We start from the raw sequence: 21,831 nt of genomic DNA, 5'->3' as shown, positions 1-21,831 counted from the left end.
AAAAACTACATCGGATCATGAAGCGAATTTGTGTCATTGGCGCAGGCTGTTCGGGTATTACCACTTTGAAAAATTTATTGCAAGCGGGGCTGAGTGATGTCGTCTGTTACGAGCAAAATGAGCAGATTGGCGGCAATTGGGTGTACTCGGCAGAGGAATCTCATTCCAGCGTGTGTGAGACGACCCACATCATCAGTTCCAAAACGATGTCGCAGTATGCCGATTTCCCTATGCCTGCGGAGTACCCAGATTACCCTTCCCACGATCAATTGTTGAAATACTTTCAGGCTTATGCCGCGCATTTTGGTTTGTATCCCTACATCCGCTTCAATACCAAAGTACAAAAGGCAGAAAAAATAGCAAGTGAAAAATGGGTAATCACCCTTGGCGACGGCCAACAAGAAACCTTTGATTATTTGTTGGTTGCCAACGGGCATCACAATGTGCCCCGACACCCGGAGAACTGGCCAGCGCAATTTGGGGGCAGGTACTTGCATTCCCATAATTATAAAACTGCCGCGCCATTCAAGGATCAAAGGGTCTTGATCGTTGGTGCAGGCAATTCCGGTTGTGATTGTGCGGTGGAAATCAGTCGGGTAGCCAGTTTTGTGGCCATCAGCACCCGCGGCCCACAATACATCGTGCCCAAGTTTTTTATGGGCAAACCCACGGATACCTTTAACGGTCAGATGTTGTGGGTTCCGAAACCTATTGCAGCATTTTTGCGCCAACTGAGTCTGCGCATCCAGGTGGGGAAATATTCAGACTACGGTTTGCCTGATCCAGATTTTCCGGTACTCAAAGCGCACCCTACGGTAAATTCCGAGTTGTTGTACAAAATCCGTCACGGCAAAGTCCATCCCCGCAAGGGTCTGGTGAAGGTGGAAGGCCGTAAGGTGTTTTTTGCGGATGGGGTAGCGGAAGAGTACGATACCATCATTGCAGCAACGGGTTACAAAATCAGCACTCCTTTTTTTGCGCCTGATTTTATCAATTATGAAGAAGCTGACCGGGTTCCCCTTTACCTGCGCATGTTCCATCCCGAACACCCTAGCCTGATTTTTATTGGGCTTTTTCAACCGCAGGGTGCCGTTTGGCCGTACAGTGATTTACAGGCCAAGCTGGCTGCAAATTACATTGCCGGGCGCTGGACCTTGCCCAAAAATCTGGCAGAGTTGGCCGAAAAGGATGCCGAGCACGTTAGTCGGGAATTCCTCAAGGCCAAACGCCACAGCATTGAGGTTCACGCGCATGAATTTGAGCGGGAATTGAAAAGGCAGATACCCAAAAATGCTCCGGCTTGGTCGCTAGAAACGAGCAATTCTGTTTATTAATATTTTTCAGTAGCAATTCCGCACATTCACCCTTTAGTCCATTTCATCATGCTGCAAGCCAACGTTTTTTCCCAACAAGTTGCCCTGGTTACCGGCGGCGGAAGTGGCATCGGATACGCCATTGCCAGCCAATTGTTGAAGTCAGGTGCCCAGGTTTTTATCTCCGGGCGCAAGGAAGAAAAACTCCAAAAAGCCCAAGCGAGCCTGAGCCAACTGGGCACTTGCCACTACCAGGTATGCGACATTCGTGATAGTGCCCAGATTCAACAACTCGTGGAATTTATCCGGGAAAAAGCCGGTCGTCTCGATATCCTGGTCAACAACGCGGGCGGGCAATTCCCCTCTCTGGCCGAAGACATGGCTGAAAAAGGCTGGAATGCCGTCATCAACAACAACCTCAACGGCACCTGGTACATGACCCAGGCGATGGCCAAAGCTTTTTTTATCCCCCAAAAACAAGGGTCTATTCTCAACATCATCGTCAATATTTACCGCGGTGTGCCTGGGATGGCCCACACTGGTGCGGCCCGCGCCGGAGTGGACAACCTGACCAAAACCCTGGCCGTGGAGTGGAGCAAATACAACATTCGGGTGAATGCAGTGGCTCCGGGGATCATCCAATCCTCCGGGCTTGAAAACTATCCCCCCGAGATGTTGAACGGCCTGGCCGAAACCATTCCGATGCAACGCCTTGGTACTACTGATGAAGTGGCCTGGTTGAGTGTGTTTTTGGTTTCTCCTTTTGCCTCCTACATCACGGGTGAAACCATGTACGTAGATGGTGGGCAACGCCTACATGGCCAACAGTTTCAGATTTAAACAAGAGCGTAATACTTTGCGAAAACATTCACACTACTGGGCATTTTGCTCGGAGGACATCAATTGCCCCAGGCTTCAGCCTGGGGTCACAGGGTCACCCTTGAATTTGGGCTTTAGCCCTGGCTTGAAATTAAAGGCGTTGGCTAAAGCCCAGTCAAAAGCCAGAACCCGGTCCACGCGCTAAAGCACGTGGTAATTGATGCCTTCCGAGCAAAAAATCCAGTAATGTAGCAAACATCAGTCCATGGTGCTGCAAGACAAACAAGAACTCATAGGTTTGAATGAAGCCGACCTGAAGAGCATTTTGGCCTATTTTTATGAGTGGGAACAAAAAAAAGGGGATGCCGTTTTTTTGCGGCAACCTGAAGGAAATGATTGGAAAACCTACTCCTGGAGCGAAGTTGGACAAATGGCGCGCCGCCTCGTTCGGGCTCTTCATGGAATGGGTCTGGAACCAGGAGATAAGGTAGCCATCGTATCCAAAAACTGCTACCACTGGATCGTTGCCGATCTGGCGCTGATGATGGGCGGGTTTGTTTCAGTGCCTTTTTATCCCAACCTGACCGCTAAAGAGCTCAATCAGGCCTTGGTAGCTAGTGAGGCAAAGGTTATGTTGGTGGGCAAACTGGACGATTGGCCCAGCATGCGATCAGGAGTGGTGGAAGGAGTTGAACTGATTCGTTTCCCTCACTACCCAGGCAATTCATTGGTTGAAGAAGGCCTGGATTGGGACCAATTATTGGACAGTGTCACCCCCATCGAAGGCAATCCACTACCAGGACTTCATGAGCTGTGGACAGTCATTTTTACCTCCGGCACCACCGGCGTACCCAAGGGCGTAATGCTGAATTATTACCACGCCGCAGCCTTGATTCACAACGAAAAAGTCAATGGCAACCTGATCGATTTTTCTACCGAAGACCACCGCTTTTTCTCCTTCCTGCCCCTCAATCACATTGCCGAACGCATCATCATTGAATGTGCCAGTATGGCCACCGGGGGCACCGTTTCTTTCAGCGAGTCTATCAATACTTTTGCCCAAAATCTACAAAGCACCCAACCCACCCTATTCCTGGCCGTGCCGCGCATTTGGTCCAAATTTCAATTGGCCATTTTGGAGCGTTTGCCAGAAAAGCGCTTGAATTTGTTGCTCTCGATTCCAGTACTGGGGGCATTTTTGAAGAAAAAAATCATTCAAGGACTGGGTTTGAGTAAAGCTAGGGTTTTGTTGACCGGTGCGGCACCTACACCCGATTCGTTAAAGTCTTTTTTCAATAAACTCGGTCTTGCCGTTCAGGAAGTTTACGCCATGACGGAAAACGCGGGGGGCTGTACCTTGATGCCCCGCGCCGACATCCGCCCCGGCACAGTGGGCAAACCCATGGCCAATGTTGAAGTCCGCATCGATCCCCAAACCCAGGAAGTGATCATGCGGGCACCCTGGGTGATGGCCGGGTATTACAATGACCCGGAACGCACTGCTCAAGTTATTCAGGATGGCTGGCTTCATACGGGCGATCAGGGGGAAATCACCCCGGATGGTTACCTGAAACTGACTGGCCGGGTTTCCGATACGTTTAAATCCGCAAAAGGGAAATTCATCGTCCCCGCGCCGATTGAATGGGGTTTCGCCAAAAACAGCTACATCGAGCAGTTGTGTGTGGTGGGTTTTTCCATCCCACAACCCCTGGCACTGGCCGTACTTTCTGAAATTGGCCAAAAAACGCCCCTGGAAATGGTCCAAGCTTCTTTGATCCAAACCCTTGAGGAGGTTAATGCTGGATTGGCACATTATGAGCGGGTGAAGGCGGTGGTCATCACCCGGGAGCCCTGGGCAGTTGAAAACGGGGTGCTTACTCCAACTTTGAAAATCCGGCGGGAGGCCTTGAATCGGAAGTATGCGGAGCAGTATGAGTATTGGTTTGAAAAGGGAGAGCGGGTGATTTGGGAGTAGCTCGCCTGCTAAGGTGTTTCTTAGGTGCCTGTGGTTTCTAAGGCGGTGAAAGAAAAAGAGTGACCTAAATTTTCACCACCTTAGAAACCTAAGTAACAACTTCAGTAGATTTGTCCTCAATTCCATCACCACATTTCCTCAACATGCCATTAATTGACACCATCCGCCAGCACGTCGAAGCAGATTACGAGCACATTTTTAACCTCTTTTGCCACTACAACGAAAACCCCGAACTCGGGATGGACACCTTTAATACCTCCAAACGGCAGGCCGAAGAGCTTCGCGCTGCGGGTTGTGATGTGGTCGAAATGGTGCGCGAAACGGGAGTTGTTGGGGTGATGAAAAATGGCGAAGGCCCCACCTACTTATTTCGGGCCGATTGTGATGCCTTGCCCCAACCTGACCTGCGCGGAGAAGCCTGGGCATCTAAAATTCCCAATGTCGGACATCAATGCGGACATTCTTTGCATTCTGCAAACTTGGTTGGGGTTGCAAGAACAATGGCTAAATTGAAATCGGAATGGGCGGGTACGATGGTTTTTGTGACCCAACCCGGTGAAGAATTTGACAATGGCGCCGATAAACTCATCAAAGCGGGTTTGTTTGATCATTTTCCAATGCCAAAAGCGGCTTTGGCCTACCATGTTTCACCAACCTTGCCAGCTGGCACCATCGGAGTAGTGCGTGGCCCAGCGATGGCTTTGATCGAAATGCCCAAAATCATCGTCAAAGGGGTGAGCGGCCACGGGGGCTACCCCCAAACCACCAAAGACGCGGTGGTGCTGGCTTCGAGTATCATTATGCGTTTGCAAACCATCGTCAGCCGGGTGATGTCGCCTTTTGAACCTACCGTAGTGTCGGTTTGTAGCATTCACGGGGGGTCGTCGCACAATATTTTGCCCGATCAGGTGGAATTGAAACTCACGGTACGGTGCTTCAGCGTGGCCGTTTATGAGAAAATCATGGCGGAAATCAAACAGATTTGCGAGGGGGAAGCCATTGCCTCGGGTTTGCCGAAAGAGCTGTTCCCCGAAGTCATTGAGCGCGGCTTTTTTACCAAACCCGTGATCAATGATGTGGCGTTGATGGACGAATTACAGTCCAGTTTTGAACAGACCTTGGGGAAAGATAGGGTACGCCAGGAACCATGTTACACCTTCGGCGAGGATTTTTCAAGTTATGGGCTGGAGGGCAAAATTCCATTGGGCTTCGTTTGGCTTGGCTCGGTCAATCCGGATAAATTTGATGAAAACATGCAAGCCAAACCTACGGAAACCTACCCGCCGCTGCATAGCTCGGTTTTTAACCCGTATCCACCTGGGACGATCCGTACCGGGGTTACGGCAATGACTGCGGCGCTGATTCAGTTGTTTAAAATGGGTAGAGATTATTAAACCGCATTACCCAATCTGAAAATAATGGAGACGAAGTACGACTCCGAACGCCCCCTTCGAAAGTTTCGGACTTTCGAAGGGGTTTGTCTGCACAATCTTGCGCTAAGGAACTTTTCAAAAGGCGCGTAGCTCAGGCATTCATTTTTCTCCTGCTTTTTCACCCTTCATTCCCGCTCTTTCACCCCCTTATTTCCGTCACTTCAGCCGCAAAGCCCCGCCAATTCTGCGGCCTGGCCCGTGCTTTTTGCATCCTTTATTCAACGAAATCATTCGATCATCCAACAATGAAGGATCATGAAAAAGTACAAAATGCTGGCTGCAAGTTTACTCATACTGGCCGTAGTAGGCTGGGGGAGGGCGCAGTCCAAACTCCTGTATCAAGTCTCTTTGAACTTCCCGGCTTTTGGCATGCCGGGCTATCGGCTCAGTGAAAATTTCCGGAATATGGGCCTCAGTGCGGGCATCACTTATCCGCTCAATCAAGCGGAAACATCGGGGTTGCGCCTGGATTTGGGGCATTACCGCACCCGCGCCCAAGGCAGTAGTTTTTACCTGCAAAGTCAATTCAGTTATCATCCCCACTTCGGCAAGATTGAGGCTGGTTTTGATCTGGGCCTGGGCTACCAATTGAATCAGGGTTCGGGGCCGGGCCTGGTGCGGGATGCAGAAGGTCAATGGCAAACTCAAAAGAACCAAAAGGCGCTCTTTTTTGTACCTGCGGGCCTGCATCTGGGCTATCGGGTTAGTGAACATTGGCGGCCTTTTGTGCAGTATCAGGCACAGGCGCTCCTAGGCTACAACGAAGCCTTCCCCGTTTTTCCCGTCCATTTGATCACCGTAGGGCAAACCTTCAAATTTTAATTCCCATGAAAATTGCACCCATTTTATTCCTGCTGGTACTCGGGCTCCTGAGTGCCTGCGAGAGCACCGAACAAGCCATTGCGCCGCAGCAAAACTGTGCGGCACCGGGCATTAACCCCACTCATCCTTTGGCGGGGCGTTTACAAATGTTGATCGACAGCTTTGTTGCCGAAGGTATTCCCGGCGCAGTAGTGGCGGTCAAGGATTCCCGTGGAGTTTGGGCTGGAGCCAGCGGCTTGTCCAAACTGGAAGATCAAACCCCCATGCAAACTTGCCAGGTTCAACACGCTTACAGTGTCAGCAAAACCTTTATTGCTGTGGCTACTTTGCGCCTGGCTGAACGAGGTTTGTTGAAACTGGACGACCCGATTGCCAATTATTTGCCCACAGCAATTGCCAATCGCTTAACCCAGGCAAAGGGTGTCACGGTGCGCATGTTGCTCAATCAAACTTCGGGGTATCGGGAGTTTCACGAGGACTTACAGCGACTCTCGGACTTGCTCAATCGGCCTACCCGCCCTTGGTCACGGGAGGAGCTGTTGGAATACGTCATTGAAAAACCGCTGCTTTTCCAACCGGGAACCGATTGGGCCTACGCCAATACCAATTATTTGCTCCTGACCTATGTGCTCGAAAAAGCCAGCGGAAAAGACCATGCCGAGGTCATCGAGGCAGAAATCCTGGAGCCTTTGCAATTAAAAAACACCTATTATAAACTACAAAGCGGCTATCCTGGCAACCTAACTTTGCCCAACCATTATTGGGATCGGTACGCCAATGGGGTATTGGAAAACTGCACCCAAACCAACCTCAACATCGCGGCTTATTCCGGGTATGGAGAAGATGGAATCATCTCCTCCCCGCTCGATTTGGTCACTTTTATGGATGCGCTGGCTAGCGGAAAATTGTTGAATGCACAATCCTGGAAGGAAATGACGAGTTGGGTGCAGGGCAAACAGTCAACTGAGCCGGATTATGGTTTGGGCTTGGTATGGGTGAATTTTGGTGGTGGGCAGCCCGAGTTTGGGCACTACGGCGGCGGCATCGGTGGCCAATGCTCCTTGATTTATTTGCCTCAACAAAAAATAACGGTATTTACTTCTACCAATGTGGGTCGGGAAGGAGGTGGGCGTTTTGCTTTTTTGAGTAGTGTGCTGGTGAATCGGGTACCGGAAACATTGTCTAAGTTGCCGTGATTAACATTTTAGAGAATAAAAGCATAGTTGTACTTTTGCACCGAACGTACAGCTATGCTTTTATCCATTTCCTATCCTGACCGCAACCTTCGTTTGATTGCCATTCCATTGTGGGGATTCCTGTACCGCAACATTGGGGAGGTCGCCTCATTTGGCCAATTGTTGAAGGACCCACAGTACTATCTGGATTTGGGAGTATCCATTTTGGTTACCTTTTTGATTTGGGAGCTCAACCGATTTTTTATCCTCCGTTTTGACAAAAAATATTCCTGGGTGACGCAAGCCTTACCCCGCGCATTGATCCAAGGTGCCACCTGTTTTGGCCTCTCCAGCTTCATTGTTTTGATGGTTACATTTGTGTACAATACCTATCTGGCGCAACGGCATCCGCTGTTCAACATCGAGATTGTTTTTATGACCGATATCCCGATGGCTTGTATGTTTTTGCTGGTGATGCACTTGTTGTACACCGGAATGTGGTTGCGGGTTTACCATCAGCAAGTGGTGGAAGGTTTGCAGGATCGGATCAGCAGTTTGGAAAATCCCATAACACTCAGTACCAATCTATCCACTGGGCGTTCTTTGCGCAGTTTATTGGTCAATCAGGGCAAAGCCCAGGTACCTTTGAACCTCGAGGAAATTGCCTACCTCAGTGTGGCAGGAGATTTATGCGTGATCCGCAACCTGCAAGGGCAATCCTTCACCGTTGATCAGACTTTAGAGCAGTTGGAAGAAAGCCTGCCAGGCAGCGAGTTCTTCCGGCTCAATCGACAAATTATTGCCCATCGCCAAGCGATTCGCAAGGTGGAAACGGATGGGTCGGGGCGTTTGCTTTTGCAATTGAATCCGGCTTTTTCGGAAGAGGTGAGTGTGAGTAGGAAAAAAGCAAATACCTTTAAGCACTGGATGATCGGTCAATCAGAATAACAGTTTACCTGATAATTGTAGCCTATTTGAATCGGTTTTTAGACAGCCAAAAGTATTTTACCCATCCATCAATTTTCCACCGACGACCAACAACCTTTCCCCGTCGCTAGACGACATTTTTCCCTTTCAACCCGCACTCGGTCGCAATTGTTTAAACTTCAAGTAACTGACCCAATAAAGTTTCGTATTTTTCCGGCTTAGAGCTGGTTTACACAAGCTCTTACAATTTAAAGTCCATTTTGCACGTGAACAATATTTGTTCGATTTTACTAACCTGCAATTTTTATGAAGTACATTTCTTCCCTGCTCTGTCTGGTTCTTGTCAGTATTGTATTGACTTCTTGTGGTGGAAAAAAAGCTGAAACTGCTATGGCTACTGGTCCTGGTGGAAAACCAGGCGGCCCTGGCGGCCCGGGTGGTCCTCCGCCTCCCACTCCAGTCGATTACATGATCGTCAACTCGCAAGTACTGGAAAACACACTGTTCACTACGGGTAACCTTGTCCCCAACGAACAAGTCGACATTCGCCCCGAACGTTCCGGACGGATGACCAAACTGCTCTTCAAAGAAGGCGCATTGGTGCAAAAAGGTACCCTTCTGGCTGAACTGGATCGCGAAGAGCTGGAGGCGCAATACGCCAAACTTAAAGTCAGTGAAGCTTATAACGAGCGAGAGCTCAAACGCGCCAAAGACCTTTTAGCCATCGACGGGATTTCTCAAGAGGATTACGACCGGATTGGTCTTACCCTGGATCAAACCCGGGCCGATATGCGCATTACGCAGGTTGCATTGGACAAAACCCGCATCCGGGCGCCATTTAGTGGGAAATTGGGATTGCGCCAGTTGAGTGAAGGTGCTTATGTATCTCCCAACGACATCCTGGTAGGTTTGCAACAAACCAACCCCATTAAACTGGAATTTGAAGTTCCCGAGCGTTTTTCCCGCGACCTGAAAGCAGGTCAACGCATTCGTTTCAAAGTGGAAGGGCTCAATGAAAACTTCAGCGCAGACATTTATGCTTTGAGCAATGAAGTAAATGCTAATTCCCGTACCCTTACCGCCCGGGCGCGTTGTGCGAACCCCAATGGCACTTTGAAGCCGGGTAACTTCGCCAAAGTACAAGTCATCACCAGCCAGAACAATGCGGCAGTATTGGTGCCTACCGATGCAGTTATTCCCATTTTGAATGGCCAGCAAGTGCTGGTGATCAAGGGGGGGAAAGTAAAAATGCAGACCGTATTGGCGGGTCAGCGTCTGGAATCTGCTATAGCCATTTTAGACGGCCTGGCACCTGGCGATACCGTGATTCTTTCGGGCTTATTGGCACTAAAAGAAGGTATGCCCGTGATTCCAACCAAATTGCTTGAATCTCCAAATTCGAATGGCCTATGAATATGTCTTCTTTGAGCATCGACCGGCCGGTAATGGCTACGGTGATCTCCATAGTGATTGTTCTTTTTGGGTACATTGGTTTTCGTTCATTGGGCTTACGGGAGTATCCCAGTGTGGACCCACCGGTGGTATCAGTGCAGACTAGCTACACTGGGGCTGCGGCGGATGTAATTGAATCACAAATTACGGAGCCACTGGAAGAGAGTATCAACGGGATTGCGGGGATTCGCTCGCTGTCCAGTACCTGTTCGGATGGCCGGAGCAACATCCGGGTTGAGTTCGAATTGGGAATTGACCTGGAAGCCGCCGCCAACGACGTGCGCGAAAAAGTATCTCAGGCGCAGCGCAACCTGCCTTTGGATGCCGACCCCCCCGTTGTTTCTAAATCTGATGCGAACTCTAACCCCATCATGTCCATCACGGTCCAAAGCAATCGCCGGAACCTGATGCAGTTGAGCGAGTTCGCCAACAACGTGATGAAAGAGCGCATCCAAACCATCCCTGGAATCTCCAATATTCGGATTTGGGGGGAAAAGCGGTATGCCATTCGCATCAAAATGGACCCAACGTTGCTATCCGCATACCAGCTTACGCCGGTGGATGTGCGCGATGCCTTGCGGACCCAAAACATCGAATTGCCATCTGGTCGGGTGGAAGGATACCGCACTGAGTTGACCCTGCGGACGGAAGGGAAGCTTTCCACGCCCGAAGAATTTTCCAATATTGTTCTGCGCGACAACGGCTCGGGTACGATCCTGTTGAGTGATGTAGCTACAGTGGATCTGGAGCCGCAAAACAAAAGATCTATCCTCCGGGGCAACAATGTCATTCCCATGGTAGGGGTGGCCATTACGCCACTGCCGGGTGCCAATTACATCGACATTGCTGACCGGGTGTACGATCGGGTCGCCGAAATAAAGAAGAACATACCTGAAGACATCACCCTGGACTATGCTTTTGACGGTACCATCAGTATCCGCAAAGCCATCAAGGAGGTAGAAGAAACCCTTATGCTAGCCTTTGGCCTGGTTGTATTGGTGATCTTCTTGTTCCTGCGCAACTGGCGGACAACCCTGATTCCTGTTATCGCCATTCCAATTTCCTTGATTGGTGCTTTTTTCATCATGTATGTGTTCAATTTCTCCATCAATATCCTGACCCTTTTGGGAATTGTATTGGCAACGGGTTTGGTGGTGGATGATGCCATCGTGGTGATGGAAAACATCTTCCGGCGGATTGAAGAGGGGCAAAAACCTTATGAAGCAGCCCATGAAGGTTCAAAGGAAATTTACTTCGCCATCATTTCTACTTCGATCACCCTGATCATTGTATTCTTACCCATTGTATTTTTGCAAGGTTTAACGGGGCGGTTGTTCCGTGAGTTCGGAATTACGGTAGCGGGATCCATCCTGATTTCAATGATTGTTTCGCTCACCTTGACGCCGATGATGAGCGCCCGTTTTTTGAAACAACAAAAACATGGCTACATCTACAACCTGACCGAAGGTTTTTTCAGCGGGATGACGAATTTGTACAACAGTACCTTGAAAAGCTTTATGCGGGTAAGAGGAGTTGCCTGGCTTGTCACCATTCTGGCTGGTTTTGGTATCTACACTTTGATGAAAAAAATTCCTACCGAGTTGGCTCCGATGGAGGATAAAAGCAGCTTACGGGTACAGATGACGGCACCAGAAGGTACTTCTTTTGAGATCATGGACCGTTACGTACTGGAAGTGCTCAAAATGGTGGATACCCTGCCGGAGAAGCGGGCCGTTATTGCGGTAACTGCTCCTGGGTTTAGTGGTGCCGGTGCGGTGAACTCCGGATTTGTCAACATCATCCTCAAACAACCCGAAGAGCGTACCCGGACCCAGGATGAATTGGCCAAGTTTCTGTTTCCCAAAATTGCTCAGTTGAACTATGCTCGTTCACTCATTACTCAGGAACAGACCATCGCAACGGATCGCCGGGCGGGTGGTTTGCCCGTACAGTTTGTGGTTCAAGCACCGAATTTTGATGATTTGAAGGAAAAAATGCCGCTTTTTATGGAAGAAGCGGCGAAGCAACCTGAATTTGCGATAACCGACCTGGATTTAAAATTCAACAAACCCGAACTACGTCTGGAAATTGACCGCGAACGTGCGCGTAAATTGCAACTCAATGTACGGGATGTTGCGGAAACCCTCCAGCTGTATTACGCTGGTCAGCGTTATGGTTATTTCATCAAAGACAGCAAGCAATATGAAGTCATTGGTGAAGCAGACCGCATTTACCGAGACGATCCTCGCGACTTGTCCTCTTTATATGTGCGGAACAAACCTGGCGAATTGATCCCGATCAGTAACGTAGTACGGATCATTGAACAATCCAGTCCACCTCAACTCTATCGCTATGATCGTTATCTGTCAGCTACGGTATCTGCGGGTTTAAATCCCGGGTTCACCATTGGCCAGGGGATCGAAGCGATGGAAAGGGTTAAGGCAAAGGTCTTGAATGAGTCTTTCCAAACAGCATTAACTGGTACCTCCAAGGACTTTAAAGAAAGTTCAAGCGGGATCATGTTTGCCTTCTTATTGGCTTTGGCGCTGGTTTACCTTACCCTGGCTGCCCAATTTGAAAGTTTCTTTGATCCATTGATCATCATGTTCACGGTGCCACTGGCGCTGGTTGGGGCTTTGTTGTCGTTGTGGTGGTTCAACCATACGCTCAACATCTTTAGCGAAATTGGGATCATCGTTTTGGTGGGTATTGTAACCAAAAACGGGATTTTGATTGTAGAATTTGCCAATCAAAAAATGGAGGAAGGTATGAGTGCTTACGAGGCAGCTGTTGAGTCGGCGACCTTGCGTTTGCGTCCCATCCTGATGACCAGTATTGCCACCATTCTGGGGGTTGTACCGATTGCATTGGCCTTGGGTGCTGCTTCGACGAGCCGGATCCCGATGGGCGTTTCAATCATTGGTGGCCTGAGTTTCTCTTTGATCCTCACCCTCTACGTGATTCCAGCCATTTACACCTTTTTCAACCGACAAAAAGTAGTGAAGCATGAAGCGATCGCAGTTGCTGAATAATATTATCTGTTTATCACTAATCCTATTTACTATTTCATCCTCTTACGCTCAGCCTCTGCTGCGCGTAGAGGATGCTGTAAAAGTGGGTTTGGAGAAAAATTTCAACATCCAGATCCTGCGCCAGCAAGAGCAAATTGCCATCAACAACAATACGCCGGCTCGGGCAGGAATGACACCAACGGTAAACACTACGGGAACCGTTTCCTATGCCATCAACAATACCCAGCAAAATTTCTTCAATGGAGAAACAAGAGGGGCGCCCAATGCAGGTACTTTTAATACCCGTTTGGCGGTAGAAGCGCTATGGACCCTTTACGATGGCTGGCGCATGTACGCTGCACGTGATCGTTTAACTGCTTTTGAACAACAGAGCCGGGCACTCACCACGGCACAAATGCAGGCGGTGGCGGCAAACATCACGCTGTCTTATTACAACATCGTTCAGTTGGAGCGCACTACCGACAACCTGCGTTATGCGGTACGTCTGGATCGCGACCTGCTCAATCTGGTGCAAGCCAAAAAGACCATTGGTAGTGCTACCGGATTGGAATTGTTGCAGTCCCGCTCGCGTTTGACGGCAGATAGTGCCCGCCTGGTGCAGCAGGAGGCCGATATCAGAAGGCTTTATATGGCTTTCAATCAATTGTTGAATCGCCCGGTTGATGAACCGTTTCGGGTGGATACCACTCTTGCTTCTCAAATGGTGATCAGTGTTGATGAGTTGGTACAAAATGCCAAGCAGTCGCACCCGGACATCATTCTGAGCAAACTAGATCAACAAATCGCCTCCTTGAATACCCGGGAGATCAAAGGCACTTTCAAACCTGAACTTGATCTGACTGCAAACTTGAACTATTCTTATCAGCGCAACGCTGTGGGTTTGATCCTTTCCAACCGCAACCTTGGCCCGGTGGTGGGCCTCACCGCTCGTTATCCGATCTACGATGGGCATTTGCGCAAACAGAATTTGGCCAATGCAAAAATCGCAGAAGAGAATGTCAAATTGCGGCAGGATGAACTTTTGTATACGCTCGAAGCACAAATCCGCACCCGCTACGCCGATTACCAATCGCTCAAACAATTGCGCGACCTGGAAGACGCCAACCTACGGGTAACTGTGGATCAGGCCAATCTGGCGCGGGAATTGTACCGTTTGGGGAAAATCACCAATTTTGAGGTGCGGGAATCTACCCTTCTGGAGGTTCAGGCACGGGATAGGGCCATTCAGGCTGGTTTCCGTCTCAAACAAGCGGAGATTGAACTGCTGGATTTGGCGGGGATGAAAATGTTTCAGTAAGGTTGAGGAGTTGAGAGGTTGAGGAGTTTAGGCTACCGCGAGTGACTTATACAATGACAAGGTCAAAATCACTCGCGGCAGCCTCAACTTCTAAACTCCTCAACTTCTAAACAAAAAAGGCGCCCGGAGTTCATCTCCCAGCGCCTTTTCCTATTTTATAAAAAAACGTAAACAAGTTCTTAAGCCCGCTCCCGATAGTTTTCTTCGTACAGTTTTTGCAATTTTTTACGGGCAAAGAAAATCCGGCTTTTGATGGTACCCAGGGGTGAGCCCAGTTCTTCCGCAATTTCTTCGTACTTGAACCCATCGTAAGCCATCAAAAATGGCTCGCGAAAATCGGTTGGCAAAGTGTCAACCAGGCGCATCAGCTCTCCAAAAGAAACATCGTGCTCCCCATCGTTGTGGACCCTTTCTTCCCCGGAATTGAGGTAGAAATTGTTGGGGGTCTGATCTACGATCATGTTGCGGCGCACTTTCTTGCGGTAATTGTTGATGAAAATATTCCGCATGATGGTCACTGCCCAGGCCTTGAAATTGGTGCCCTGGTTATATTTGTCTGCATTGGTGATGATCCTTACCGCAGTGTCTTGATAAAGGTCGTCAGCGTCGTTGTAGTTACCGGTCAGTTTGAGTGAAAAGGCGCGCAATGAATTGCTCACCTTGTCAAGTTGCTCGTAGATCGGATTTTGAATCGCGTAAAGCATGGTCCGGTGATTTATTTGGGTTACAGTATTGTAATAAATTTTTACAAAAATAAAGAATGCTGGGGATTTGTGCAATTATTTTTACCTATTTAGATTCATTTTTAATAAAAAAAGTCGCAACGCGACAGTTTTTTCCAAAAATAGGGAATTTTGTTAAAAAAATTAACACCCATAAAACAATGAGCGCTTAAATTTGTATTCTAGTAATGAGATTTGAACCACTAATTGGGGAAGACGAATGGAATTGATTCGTCGTTCAACTGCTTAATTTATTACGAAGGACCTTTTATTTTTTTTCGCTTTTTATTTTGGATGATTAATTTGGATGGAATGGAACCAATGGTTGACTTTACTTATTTGGACAAAAACATTCGTTTTTTGCGCAAGCAGATGAACTTGAGTCAAGAAGAACTTGCGTTAAGGATCGGATTAAATCGAGGCAACATTGCTTCGTACGAAAATGGCACCGCCGAACCAAAGGTGTGTAACCTGCTGAGGTTATCCCGCTTGTTTGGTGTTTCCATTTGTGATTTGGCACAACGGGATTTAAGTGGAGATGAGGTGCCTTGTTCAAATGGCAATGGCCACGCCAAAAAAATCCAGACTGCTGAGCCACAAAATCCCGAATTATTGAACATCATCCACGGCAATGCACAGCGCAAATTGCAGATGATGGAAGGTTTGGTGACCTGCAGCCGCTTAAAGCTTGAACAGGTTCACACCCAAATCCCCCCTGAGCTACAATTGATCATCGTCAACTTTGAAGAATTGTACCGCACCGCCCGTTCCCTCATGGATGAACACCTTTCACTGCTCAAAAGCCTCAATTGCAAAGATTCTTCTGCAAATGAGTGATCTTTAGGAGATTAATTGTTGCACTACATTGATGTTTTTTATATATTGTAGCGATTTTAGTTATAGTATAATCCCATAAGTACTATGAAAAAACTGTCCCTACTCAAGGGCTTGCTGTTGGTATTTAGCCTATTTACAGCAAGCCAAAACTTGCACGCAGTGCAATTCGAGCACTTGTCACTGGCCGAAGCCAAAGCTAGAGCAGCTCAATTACAACGTCCTTTACTGATTCATTTTGCCGCCAATTGGTGCCTGCCTTGCCAATGGATGGACAAAAACACTTTTGCCGATCCCGAAGTGTCCGCTTACCTGAGCAATCAATATTTGGCCGTAAAAATCGACGTGGATGAAGTGCAAGGTTACGCCGACAAGGAAACTTGTGGGGTAAAGTACCTGCCTTCTTTGCTGATTTTTAATGCATCAGGGATAGTGGTTTTCCGCTATGAAGAAACCCTCGATGCCGTACAAATGCTGGAGGTATTGCAAAAATACGATACACCCGCCAACCGCATCGCACCACGTGCTGTCTATACCGTACCTGTGGTGAACCTGAACACTTCTAACACGGTTATTGCCCAAATTGGGGAGAATGATCCAGCTACTATATCTGCGAAAGTGGAGGATGATCCTGCTCAACTGGACGCTCAACGTCGACCACTCAGCCCAAGCTCAGCAATACCCGCAATGCCTACTTCCCGCAAGATGGGCATTCAAGTGGGGGTTTACAGCAGTTATGAAAATGTAATTCGGCAGGTACAGTTTTTTGAAAAAAAATTTTACAAAACGGTCCACATCTCCTCCCAAACCACCAATGGAGAAACCTATTATCACCTTATTGCCGGGCCGTTTGAAACGCCAGCTCAAATGCAAACTTACCTCAATGCCTTGCAAAAAGATGGACTTAAAGGTCTAATAGTCACCTTATAATGTGTTAATTTGCTAATGTGCTGATCAGCCGATTGTAGAAAAACAGGTAGCTTGATATGTAAATCAATAACAGTGTTTTTTGAGGGCTAAATCAGCACATTAGCGCTTTTTGAATTCCCCAACTTGTCAAATCAATACAGCCGCTAATTGGCAAATCAGCAAATTAGCTCATCAACACATCAAATATTTGTCATTCTGTTTCGTTTCTTTGTCGGAGTATTTAAGGAGTGTGTCCGGTTTTATGCTTCATGCTACCAATGATAAATGGCACACTCTTGGTTCGTTCAGGACAAACAGAATGATGAGCAAAATGAGCAGATTTTTCGGCTATCTAATCGTATGTTTATTAGTGCCAGCTGGTGCTATTTTCGGTCAAGAAATCGACCATATTCGGTCAAAGTACGATATCAAAGGCCCTCAACTAAGGCAAGCTTGCGACAATCGTGCCGGTACAGTTACCATCGGACCAATCAAAGGACAAAGCAATACCTCAGGAGGAGGAACCATTTATCTTTGCTTTGGAGACTCGATTTCCATTAAACACAATGGCGATTTTGTGATCAATGACCCTGATCGATCGACATTGTCGGGGATCAAATACTTGGTCACGACCTGTCCTCCCTCTGAAGAATTTGCAGGCCCAGATGTCCCCACTATTCAAAAAGAGCCGTGCCTATTTCCGGATGCAACTATAACTATTGGGCCAAACACTTTTTCGAAAGGTGATTACTGGACGATTTCAGATCCAATCAAAAGAAATGGTGATATCGTTATTCGTAATCTTGGAGGCTTTATTGAAGGATTTGGGAAAAATAAGCCAGTAAGCCTTTATCTCACACCCATTACATCGGATGACTTTGCAGGAGATACAAATGAAGCTGGTGGCTGTGTGGTATTTAATCCTGAAGCTACCTTTCGAGTAGTTTTGCTCAAACCTGTCGATACAGCCCGTGTTCGCACTAAGGTGGACAATGCTGGGTGTACCGGATCTTTTATCGTTGGAGGTGGTGTACCTGAGTTTGACCCGAATGAACGGTTTACAATCACGGTTGTGAATGAAGATGACCCCTCAGTTGTGGGGGTAGCCAAAGCTTCCAGTACCAATAACAATACGGCTAGGCATTTGGACTCAGTGGCCTTTTTTGTCCCCCAACCTGGTCGATACATCATCACCATCACAGATGGACGAAATTGCAATAAATCATTTGCGGTGAATATGGCAGGTTGCCAGGCCGTTGGCTTTCAGTTGCCTTTTTTAAATGCGAAAACAGGCGACGAGATTTGTGTGGATTTGAAAACCACCAATTTTACGAAGGTAGGGTTGTTTGAAATGAACATCCGTTGGGATACTGCAGTATTGGAATTCGTACGCACCCAGAATTTCAACGCAGCCTTGGGCGGTTTTGGTGCAGGGAGTATTGGTCAAACTTCCGATAAATTGGGACTGGCCTTGTCCTGGTCTGATAATACGCTTAGAGGGGTAACTCTTGCCGACAGCTCTACCTTGGTTACTTTCTGCTTCAGAGTAAAAGGGGCTTTGGGAACAACCAGCCCACTTCATTTTGAAGGATCACGAGACCCCTCTGAAACAGTGGGTACACCTGATCCAGCCAGATTGGGTTATGTATTCCGAGATGGGCGAGTGAATGTTTCAGATGATGTGCTTTTTACAAGTGTCAAACTGTCTGGATTGCAATGTTCTGACAAAACGGATGGCGTGATTGAGGTCATTGCGGACAAAGGTGTTGCTCCTTACACGGTGAGTTTAAGAAAAACGGCACCAACAGCTCAAAACTTTCAAGATGAACAAATCACAAAGCCAGGGGGAAGTTTCCGCTGGGGAGATTTGGATTTCGGTACGTATGTTGTCACCATTCAAGACAACAGTAGACCTACTGCGAATACCAAAACATATAATGTGGAATTCGCACGCCCACAAGAATTGGGCGTTGTTGTTGAAGTTTTATCCGAAGTATTGTGCCATGATTCAAAAACAGGGAAACTTAGAGGAAACATTACTGTTAATTCGATATTGGTTCCGAATCCGGATTCCACTTTTAAATTTCAGTGGAATATCCCAGGTAAAACCACCCCAATAGTTGATTCACTGGGATCTGGGAGTTATTCCGTAACGGTGACGGATAGCAAAGGGTGTTTTTCCAGTGCAAGTGGAGGCCTTACTGCTCCCTTAAAGCTTGATCCCATCCCAGATGTTAAAGCGAATACGTGTAGTGGTGTTTCAGATGGTTCAATTACGCTCAAGGCAAGTGGTGGAGTTCCTTTCAGCGGTGGCAGATACATTTTCAAATGGTCAACTACTCCTGCTGACACCTTAGTTACTTCAGTCATTTCAAACCTCACCGAAGGGAATTATGCAGTAACTATTTCGGACAGTAGGAAATGTTCTAAGGTGTTTACTTTCCCGGTTGAACCCTTTAAGGTTTTAACAATCGATACGGCAGTGACTGATGTAAGTTGTTTTGGGCTTTCTAATGGGACAATCTTTGCTGCTGGACAATCAAATGGAGGATCTTTGTTGCAACCTGTAACTTTTACCTGGACTGGTACTACTGTAACCCCGAAAGATACTTTAGCAACAAGTATTTTGGATGGAGTGCCAGCTGGAACGTACATCGTCACCATGCAAGATGCTGACCCCGCTGGTTGCCGCGTCTCCGACACCATTATCGTCAAACAACCCACTCAACTTTCCGTTGCCCAAGGTCGTCTGCAAAACGAAACCTGTCGCCCCGGCAACGATGGCTTGGCATCTATCAAAGTGAGCGGCGGTACCAAACCCTATGCCTACGAGTGGCGCCTGGACACCCTGCTGCTCACTGCCCAAACCGATTCACTGGCCACCGGCTTACGTTCTGGAAATTACGTGGTCACGGTGATCGATAGCAACAGGTGCGATACTACTTTCATGCTCGACATCAATGCGCCGGCAGGACCTCAAATCACCCAGCTCAACGACTTTACCTTGCGTTGTTTTGGGGATGCCAATGGTCGTTTGTCAGTAAGGGCTACTCCAGTTCCGGGCACCACCATTACTTCTTACACCTGGGACAACCAGTCAAGTGGCCAGGATCTTACAAATTTACCAGCCGGGCGCTACATCGTAACGGTAACAGGTAGTGATTTTTGTAGCTCGGTGGACACCGCTCAGGTCATTGCCCCAACACCCATAAGTGTGGACAGCATTACGGCTGTGGCACCACGTTGCCCGGGAGAGGCCAATGGCTCGCTGACCGTGAATGTCAGTGGTGGTACCGCACCCTATAAATTCTTGTGGAAGGACCAGGGACGGGATACTTCTCGTTTCCAATTGCGTCCAGCCCTAAAGGCCGGTATCTATGATGTGAGTGTATTCGACGCCAGTGGTTGCCCCTCCGTAACGGGCTCGGCGACTTTGCAAGACCCACCACGCATCGTCATTACTTTTACTGATAGTACTGGGGTAGCCTGTTTCGAAGGCAGCAAAGATGGCCGAGCTACCGCTACCGCACAGTTTAGTGATGGAACTTCAGGCTTATTTGAATTTACCTGGCAAGGCAGTCAGGAAACCTTTGCCGGAGTAGCCAGTTCAACCGCAACCATGCTGTCTGCGGGTATGAACGTGGTGGTGGTAGTGGATTCCAATTCCTGCGCTGCTGCTGACTCGGTACTGATCACCAGCCCACCGGAGATTAAAATTTTAGCCGTGGTAGAAGCAGTGACTTGTTTTGGCCAGGCTAATGGAAAAGTAAAACTCACTCCCGGAGGAGGAACCCCACCCTTTAGCATTGCCTGGCAAGGGATTGGGTCTACTCAGGATAGTTTGAGCAACTTGCAGGCGGGTACATATACGGCAGTCATTACGGATAGCCGCAATTGCCCCAAAACACAGGAGATCGAAATTAAAGAACCTGCTGAACTTAAGGTGGAAGTGGATCAATCCTTCTCTCGAGCCTCCAGTTGTAGCAATACCAATGATGGTCGTTTTGGGATAGTGGTGAACACCGATGAAGGCATCAATCCTTTGCCTGAAGATGCCTTTACCTGGTCGGGTGGGATATCGCGCCCAAATTCTCCTTTTGCGGAAAAACTGGCACCGGGCACCTACTCGGTAACTGTTACAGATACCAAAAATTGTACGGATTCGACAAGTTACACCGTGGTATCTCCACCGCCTGTAATTGGTCTGCTCAACCCTGTCACTGAACCACGTTGTTTTGGTGATGCTACAACACTGACCGTAGATACAGCTTACGGCGGCAATGGGGTTGACCTGACTGATTTTACTTTCACTGTAGACAACAATGGCATCAGCTTCCCGCTGAATCAAGCCGCGAATATTTTTGCGGGCCAACACATCGTAGCGATTGAAGATCAATTGGGCTGCCAATACATCGATACGATCGTCGTGAACCAACCGGAGCAATTGAGCGTATCCTTTAATCCAAACCAGGTAACCGTGGAATTGGGTGATAGTTTGCAACTCACCCCGATTGTGACCAGCACCAAACCCATTACAGGTTACGAATGGCTACCTGCCAAAGGACTTTCTGACAATAAAATCGAAAGTCCCTACGTGCTCACTGCCACCCGTACCGAACGGGACATGCGCGACGACACGGAATTTATCCTGACGGTAACGGATACCAGTGGTTGTAAGGCTGAAGGAACCATCTTCGTGGAGCTTGACCGCAACCGCAATTTCTACATTCCCAACGCATTCTCTCCCAACGGAGATGGACGCAACGACGAATTCCGGGTGTTTGGCTGTAAAGGTGTAAAAACCATCAACTACGCCAGGATGTTTGACCGTTGGGGCAATCAGATTTTGGAAGCCAAAGGTATTGTGCCGGATTGTGCAGGTGGAACCATCGTTTGGGATGGCCTATTGTCCTCCAAACTGGCCAATCAAGGTGTGTATGTATACATTATTGAAGTGGAATTCCTCGACGATGTGAAGTTGTTGTATCGCGGGGATGTGGGATTGATTCGGTAAAATACGTAGGGGCAACCCTTTGTGGTTGCCCCTATCTATGATACAAAAATGCGATTGGGCAAGCCGTAAGGCTTGCCCAATCGCATTTTTTATATAATGAATTTGCA

General features: G+C 48.1%; 14 protein-coding genes. 13 read left to right on the top strand and 1 reads right to left on the bottom strand.

The window, feature by feature from the left end; genetic code table 11:
* Window positions 1-17 precede the first annotated feature (17 nt).
* The 10 genes from ACO08K_RS00760 to ACO08K_RS00715 all read left to right on the top strand — a co-directional run bounded on the left by ACO08K_RS00760 (window position 18) and on the right by ACO08K_RS00715 (window position 14,245).
* Complete coding sequence (locus ACO08K_RS00760; protein ID WP_421794473.1) at window positions 18-1,334, top strand: flavin-containing monooxygenase; 1,317 nt, start codon at window positions 18-20, stop codon at window positions 1,332-1,334.
* Between the two features lie 48 nt (window positions 1,335-1,382).
* Window positions 1,383-2,153: an SDR family oxidoreductase gene (locus ACO08K_RS00755; RefSeq protein WP_421794472.1), complete on the top strand. Its 771-nt coding sequence runs from the start codon at window positions 1,383-1,385 to the stop codon at window positions 2,151-2,153.
* A gap of 244 nt (window positions 2,154-2,397) precedes the next feature.
* The gene (locus ACO08K_RS00750) at window positions 2,398-4,107 is read left to right on the top strand and encodes an AMP-binding protein (protein WP_421794471.1); all 1,710 of its coding nucleotides are present in this window, start codon (window positions 2,398-2,400) and stop codon (window positions 4,105-4,107) included.
* Between the two features lie 143 nt (window positions 4,108-4,250).
* Window positions 4,251-5,501 (top strand): M20 metallopeptidase family protein, encoded by a 1,251-nt coding sequence (locus tag ACO08K_RS00745; RefSeq protein ID WP_421794470.1) that lies wholly within the window; start codon window positions 4,251-4,253, stop codon window positions 5,499-5,501.
* A gap of 294 nt (window positions 5,502-5,795) precedes the next feature.
* Window positions 5,796-6,362, top strand: a complete 567-nt coding sequence (locus tag ACO08K_RS00740; RefSeq protein ID WP_421794469.1) for a hypothetical protein — start codon at window positions 5,796-5,798, stop codon at window positions 6,360-6,362.
* A gap of 5 nt (window positions 6,363-6,367) precedes the next feature.
* Window positions 6,368-7,558: a serine hydrolase domain-containing protein gene (locus ACO08K_RS00735; protein WP_421794468.1), complete on the top strand. Its 1,191-nt coding sequence runs from the start codon at window positions 6,368-6,370 to the stop codon at window positions 7,556-7,558.
* 54 nt (window positions 7,559-7,612) lie between these two features.
* On the top strand, window positions 7,613-8,485 hold the full coding sequence (locus ACO08K_RS00730; RefSeq protein WP_421794467.1) for a LytR/AlgR family response regulator transcription factor: 873 nt from the start codon (window positions 7,613-7,615) through the stop codon (window positions 8,483-8,485).
* A 285-nt stretch (window positions 8,486-8,770) separates the two neighbouring features.
* Window positions 8,771-9,877: an efflux RND transporter periplasmic adaptor subunit gene (locus ACO08K_RS00725; protein WP_421794466.1), complete on the top strand. Its 1,107-nt coding sequence runs from the start codon at window positions 8,771-8,773 to the stop codon at window positions 9,875-9,877.
* A complete protein-coding gene (locus ACO08K_RS00720) occupies window positions 9,874-12,948 on the top strand; it encodes an efflux RND transporter permease subunit (RefSeq protein ID WP_421794465.1) in 3,075 nt (1,024 codons plus the stop codon). Before ACO08K_RS00725 ends, ACO08K_RS00720 begins: the two co-directional genes overlap by 4 nt.
* The gene (locus ACO08K_RS00715; RefSeq protein WP_421794464.1) at window positions 12,923-14,245 is read left to right on the top strand and encodes a TolC family protein; all 1,323 of its coding nucleotides are present in this window, start codon (window positions 12,923-12,925) and stop codon (window positions 14,243-14,245) included. Before ACO08K_RS00720 ends, ACO08K_RS00715 begins: the two co-directional genes overlap by 26 nt.
* Before the next feature lie 179 nt (window positions 14,246-14,424).
* On the opposite strand, the gene ACO08K_RS00710 is transcribed toward ACO08K_RS00715, so the two are convergent.
* Window positions 14,425-14,949 (bottom strand): RNA polymerase sigma factor, encoded by a 525-nt coding sequence (locus ACO08K_RS00710; protein WP_421794463.1) that lies wholly within the window; start codon window positions 14,947-14,949, stop codon window positions 14,425-14,427.
* A gap of 330 nt (window positions 14,950-15,279) precedes the next feature.
* Between ACO08K_RS00710 and ACO08K_RS00705 the strand changes: the two genes are divergently transcribed.
* The 3 genes from ACO08K_RS00705 to ACO08K_RS00695 all read left to right on the top strand — a co-directional run bounded on the left by ACO08K_RS00705 (window position 15,280) and on the right by ACO08K_RS00695 (window position 21,724).
* Entirely contained in the window at window positions 15,280-15,804 is a 525-nt protein-coding gene (locus ACO08K_RS00705) for a helix-turn-helix transcriptional regulator (protein ID WP_421794462.1), read from the top strand.
* An 84-nt stretch (window positions 15,805-15,888) separates the two neighbouring features.
* Complete coding sequence (locus tag ACO08K_RS00700; RefSeq protein WP_421794461.1) at window positions 15,889-16,731, top strand: thioredoxin family protein; 843 nt, start codon at window positions 15,889-15,891, stop codon at window positions 16,729-16,731.
* 310 nt (window positions 16,732-17,041) lie between these two features.
* A complete protein-coding gene (locus tag ACO08K_RS00695) occupies window positions 17,042-21,724 on the top strand; it encodes a gliding motility-associated C-terminal domain-containing protein (RefSeq protein WP_421794460.1) in 4,683 nt (1,560 codons plus the stop codon).
* Window positions 21,725-21,831 lie beyond the last annotated feature (107 nt).

Source organism: Haliscomenobacter sp. (assembly GCF_965225875.1).
Lineage (GTDB): Bacteria > Bacteroidota > Bacteroidia > Chitinophagales > Saprospiraceae > Haliscomenobacter.
The sequence above is the reverse complement of the archived record's forward strand: the minus strand, read 5'-3'. Positions and strand labels throughout refer to the sequence as shown.

Excerpts from the sequence above, each read along its gene's own strand:
- ACO08K_RS00755 (WP_421794472.1), top strand. The coding sequence starts at position 1,383 with ATGCTGCAAGCCAACGTTTTTTCCCAACAAGTTGCCCTGGTTACCGGC.
- ACO08K_RS00705 (WP_421794462.1), top strand. The coding sequence starts at position 15,280 with ATGGAACCAATGGTTGACTTTACTTATTTGGACAAAAACATTCGTTTT.
- ACO08K_RS00700 (WP_421794461.1), top strand. The coding sequence starts at position 15,889 with ATGAAAAAACTGTCCCTACTCAAGGGCTTGCTGTTGGTATTTAGCCTA.
- ACO08K_RS00730 (WP_421794467.1), top strand. The coding sequence starts at position 7,613 with ATGCTTTTATCCATTTCCTATCCTGACCGCAACCTTCGTTTGATTGCC.
- ACO08K_RS00750 (WP_421794471.1), top strand. The coding sequence starts at position 2,398 with ATGGTGCTGCAAGACAAACAAGAACTCATAGGTTTGAATGAAGCCGAC.
- ACO08K_RS00710 (WP_421794463.1), bottom strand. The coding sequence starts at position 14,949 with ATGCTTTACGCGATTCAAAATCCGATCTACGAGCAACTTGACAAGGTG.
- ACO08K_RS00725 (WP_421794466.1), top strand. The coding sequence starts at position 8,771 with ATGAAGTACATTTCTTCCCTGCTCTGTCTGGTTCTTGTCAGTATTGTA.
- ACO08K_RS00695 (WP_421794460.1), top strand. The coding sequence starts at position 17,042 with ATGAGCAGATTTTTCGGCTATCTAATCGTATGTTTATTAGTGCCAGCT.
- ACO08K_RS00735 (WP_421794468.1), top strand. The coding sequence starts at position 6,368 with ATGAAAATTGCACCCATTTTATTCCTGCTGGTACTCGGGCTCCTGAGT.
- ACO08K_RS00745 (WP_421794470.1), top strand. The coding sequence starts at position 4,251 with ATGCCATTAATTGACACCATCCGCCAGCACGTCGAAGCAGATTACGAG.
- ACO08K_RS00720 (WP_421794465.1), top strand. The coding sequence starts at position 9,874 with ATGAATATGTCTTCTTTGAGCATCGACCGGCCGGTAATGGCTACGGTG.
- ACO08K_RS00715 (WP_421794464.1), top strand. The coding sequence starts at position 12,923 with ATGAAGCGATCGCAGTTGCTGAATAATATTATCTGTTTATCACTAATC.
- ACO08K_RS00740 (WP_421794469.1), top strand. The coding sequence starts at position 5,796 with ATGAAAAAGTACAAAATGCTGGCTGCAAGTTTACTCATACTGGCCGTA.
- ACO08K_RS00760 (WP_421794473.1), top strand. The coding sequence starts at position 18 with ATGAAGCGAATTTGTGTCATTGGCGCAGGCTGTTCGGGTATTACCACT.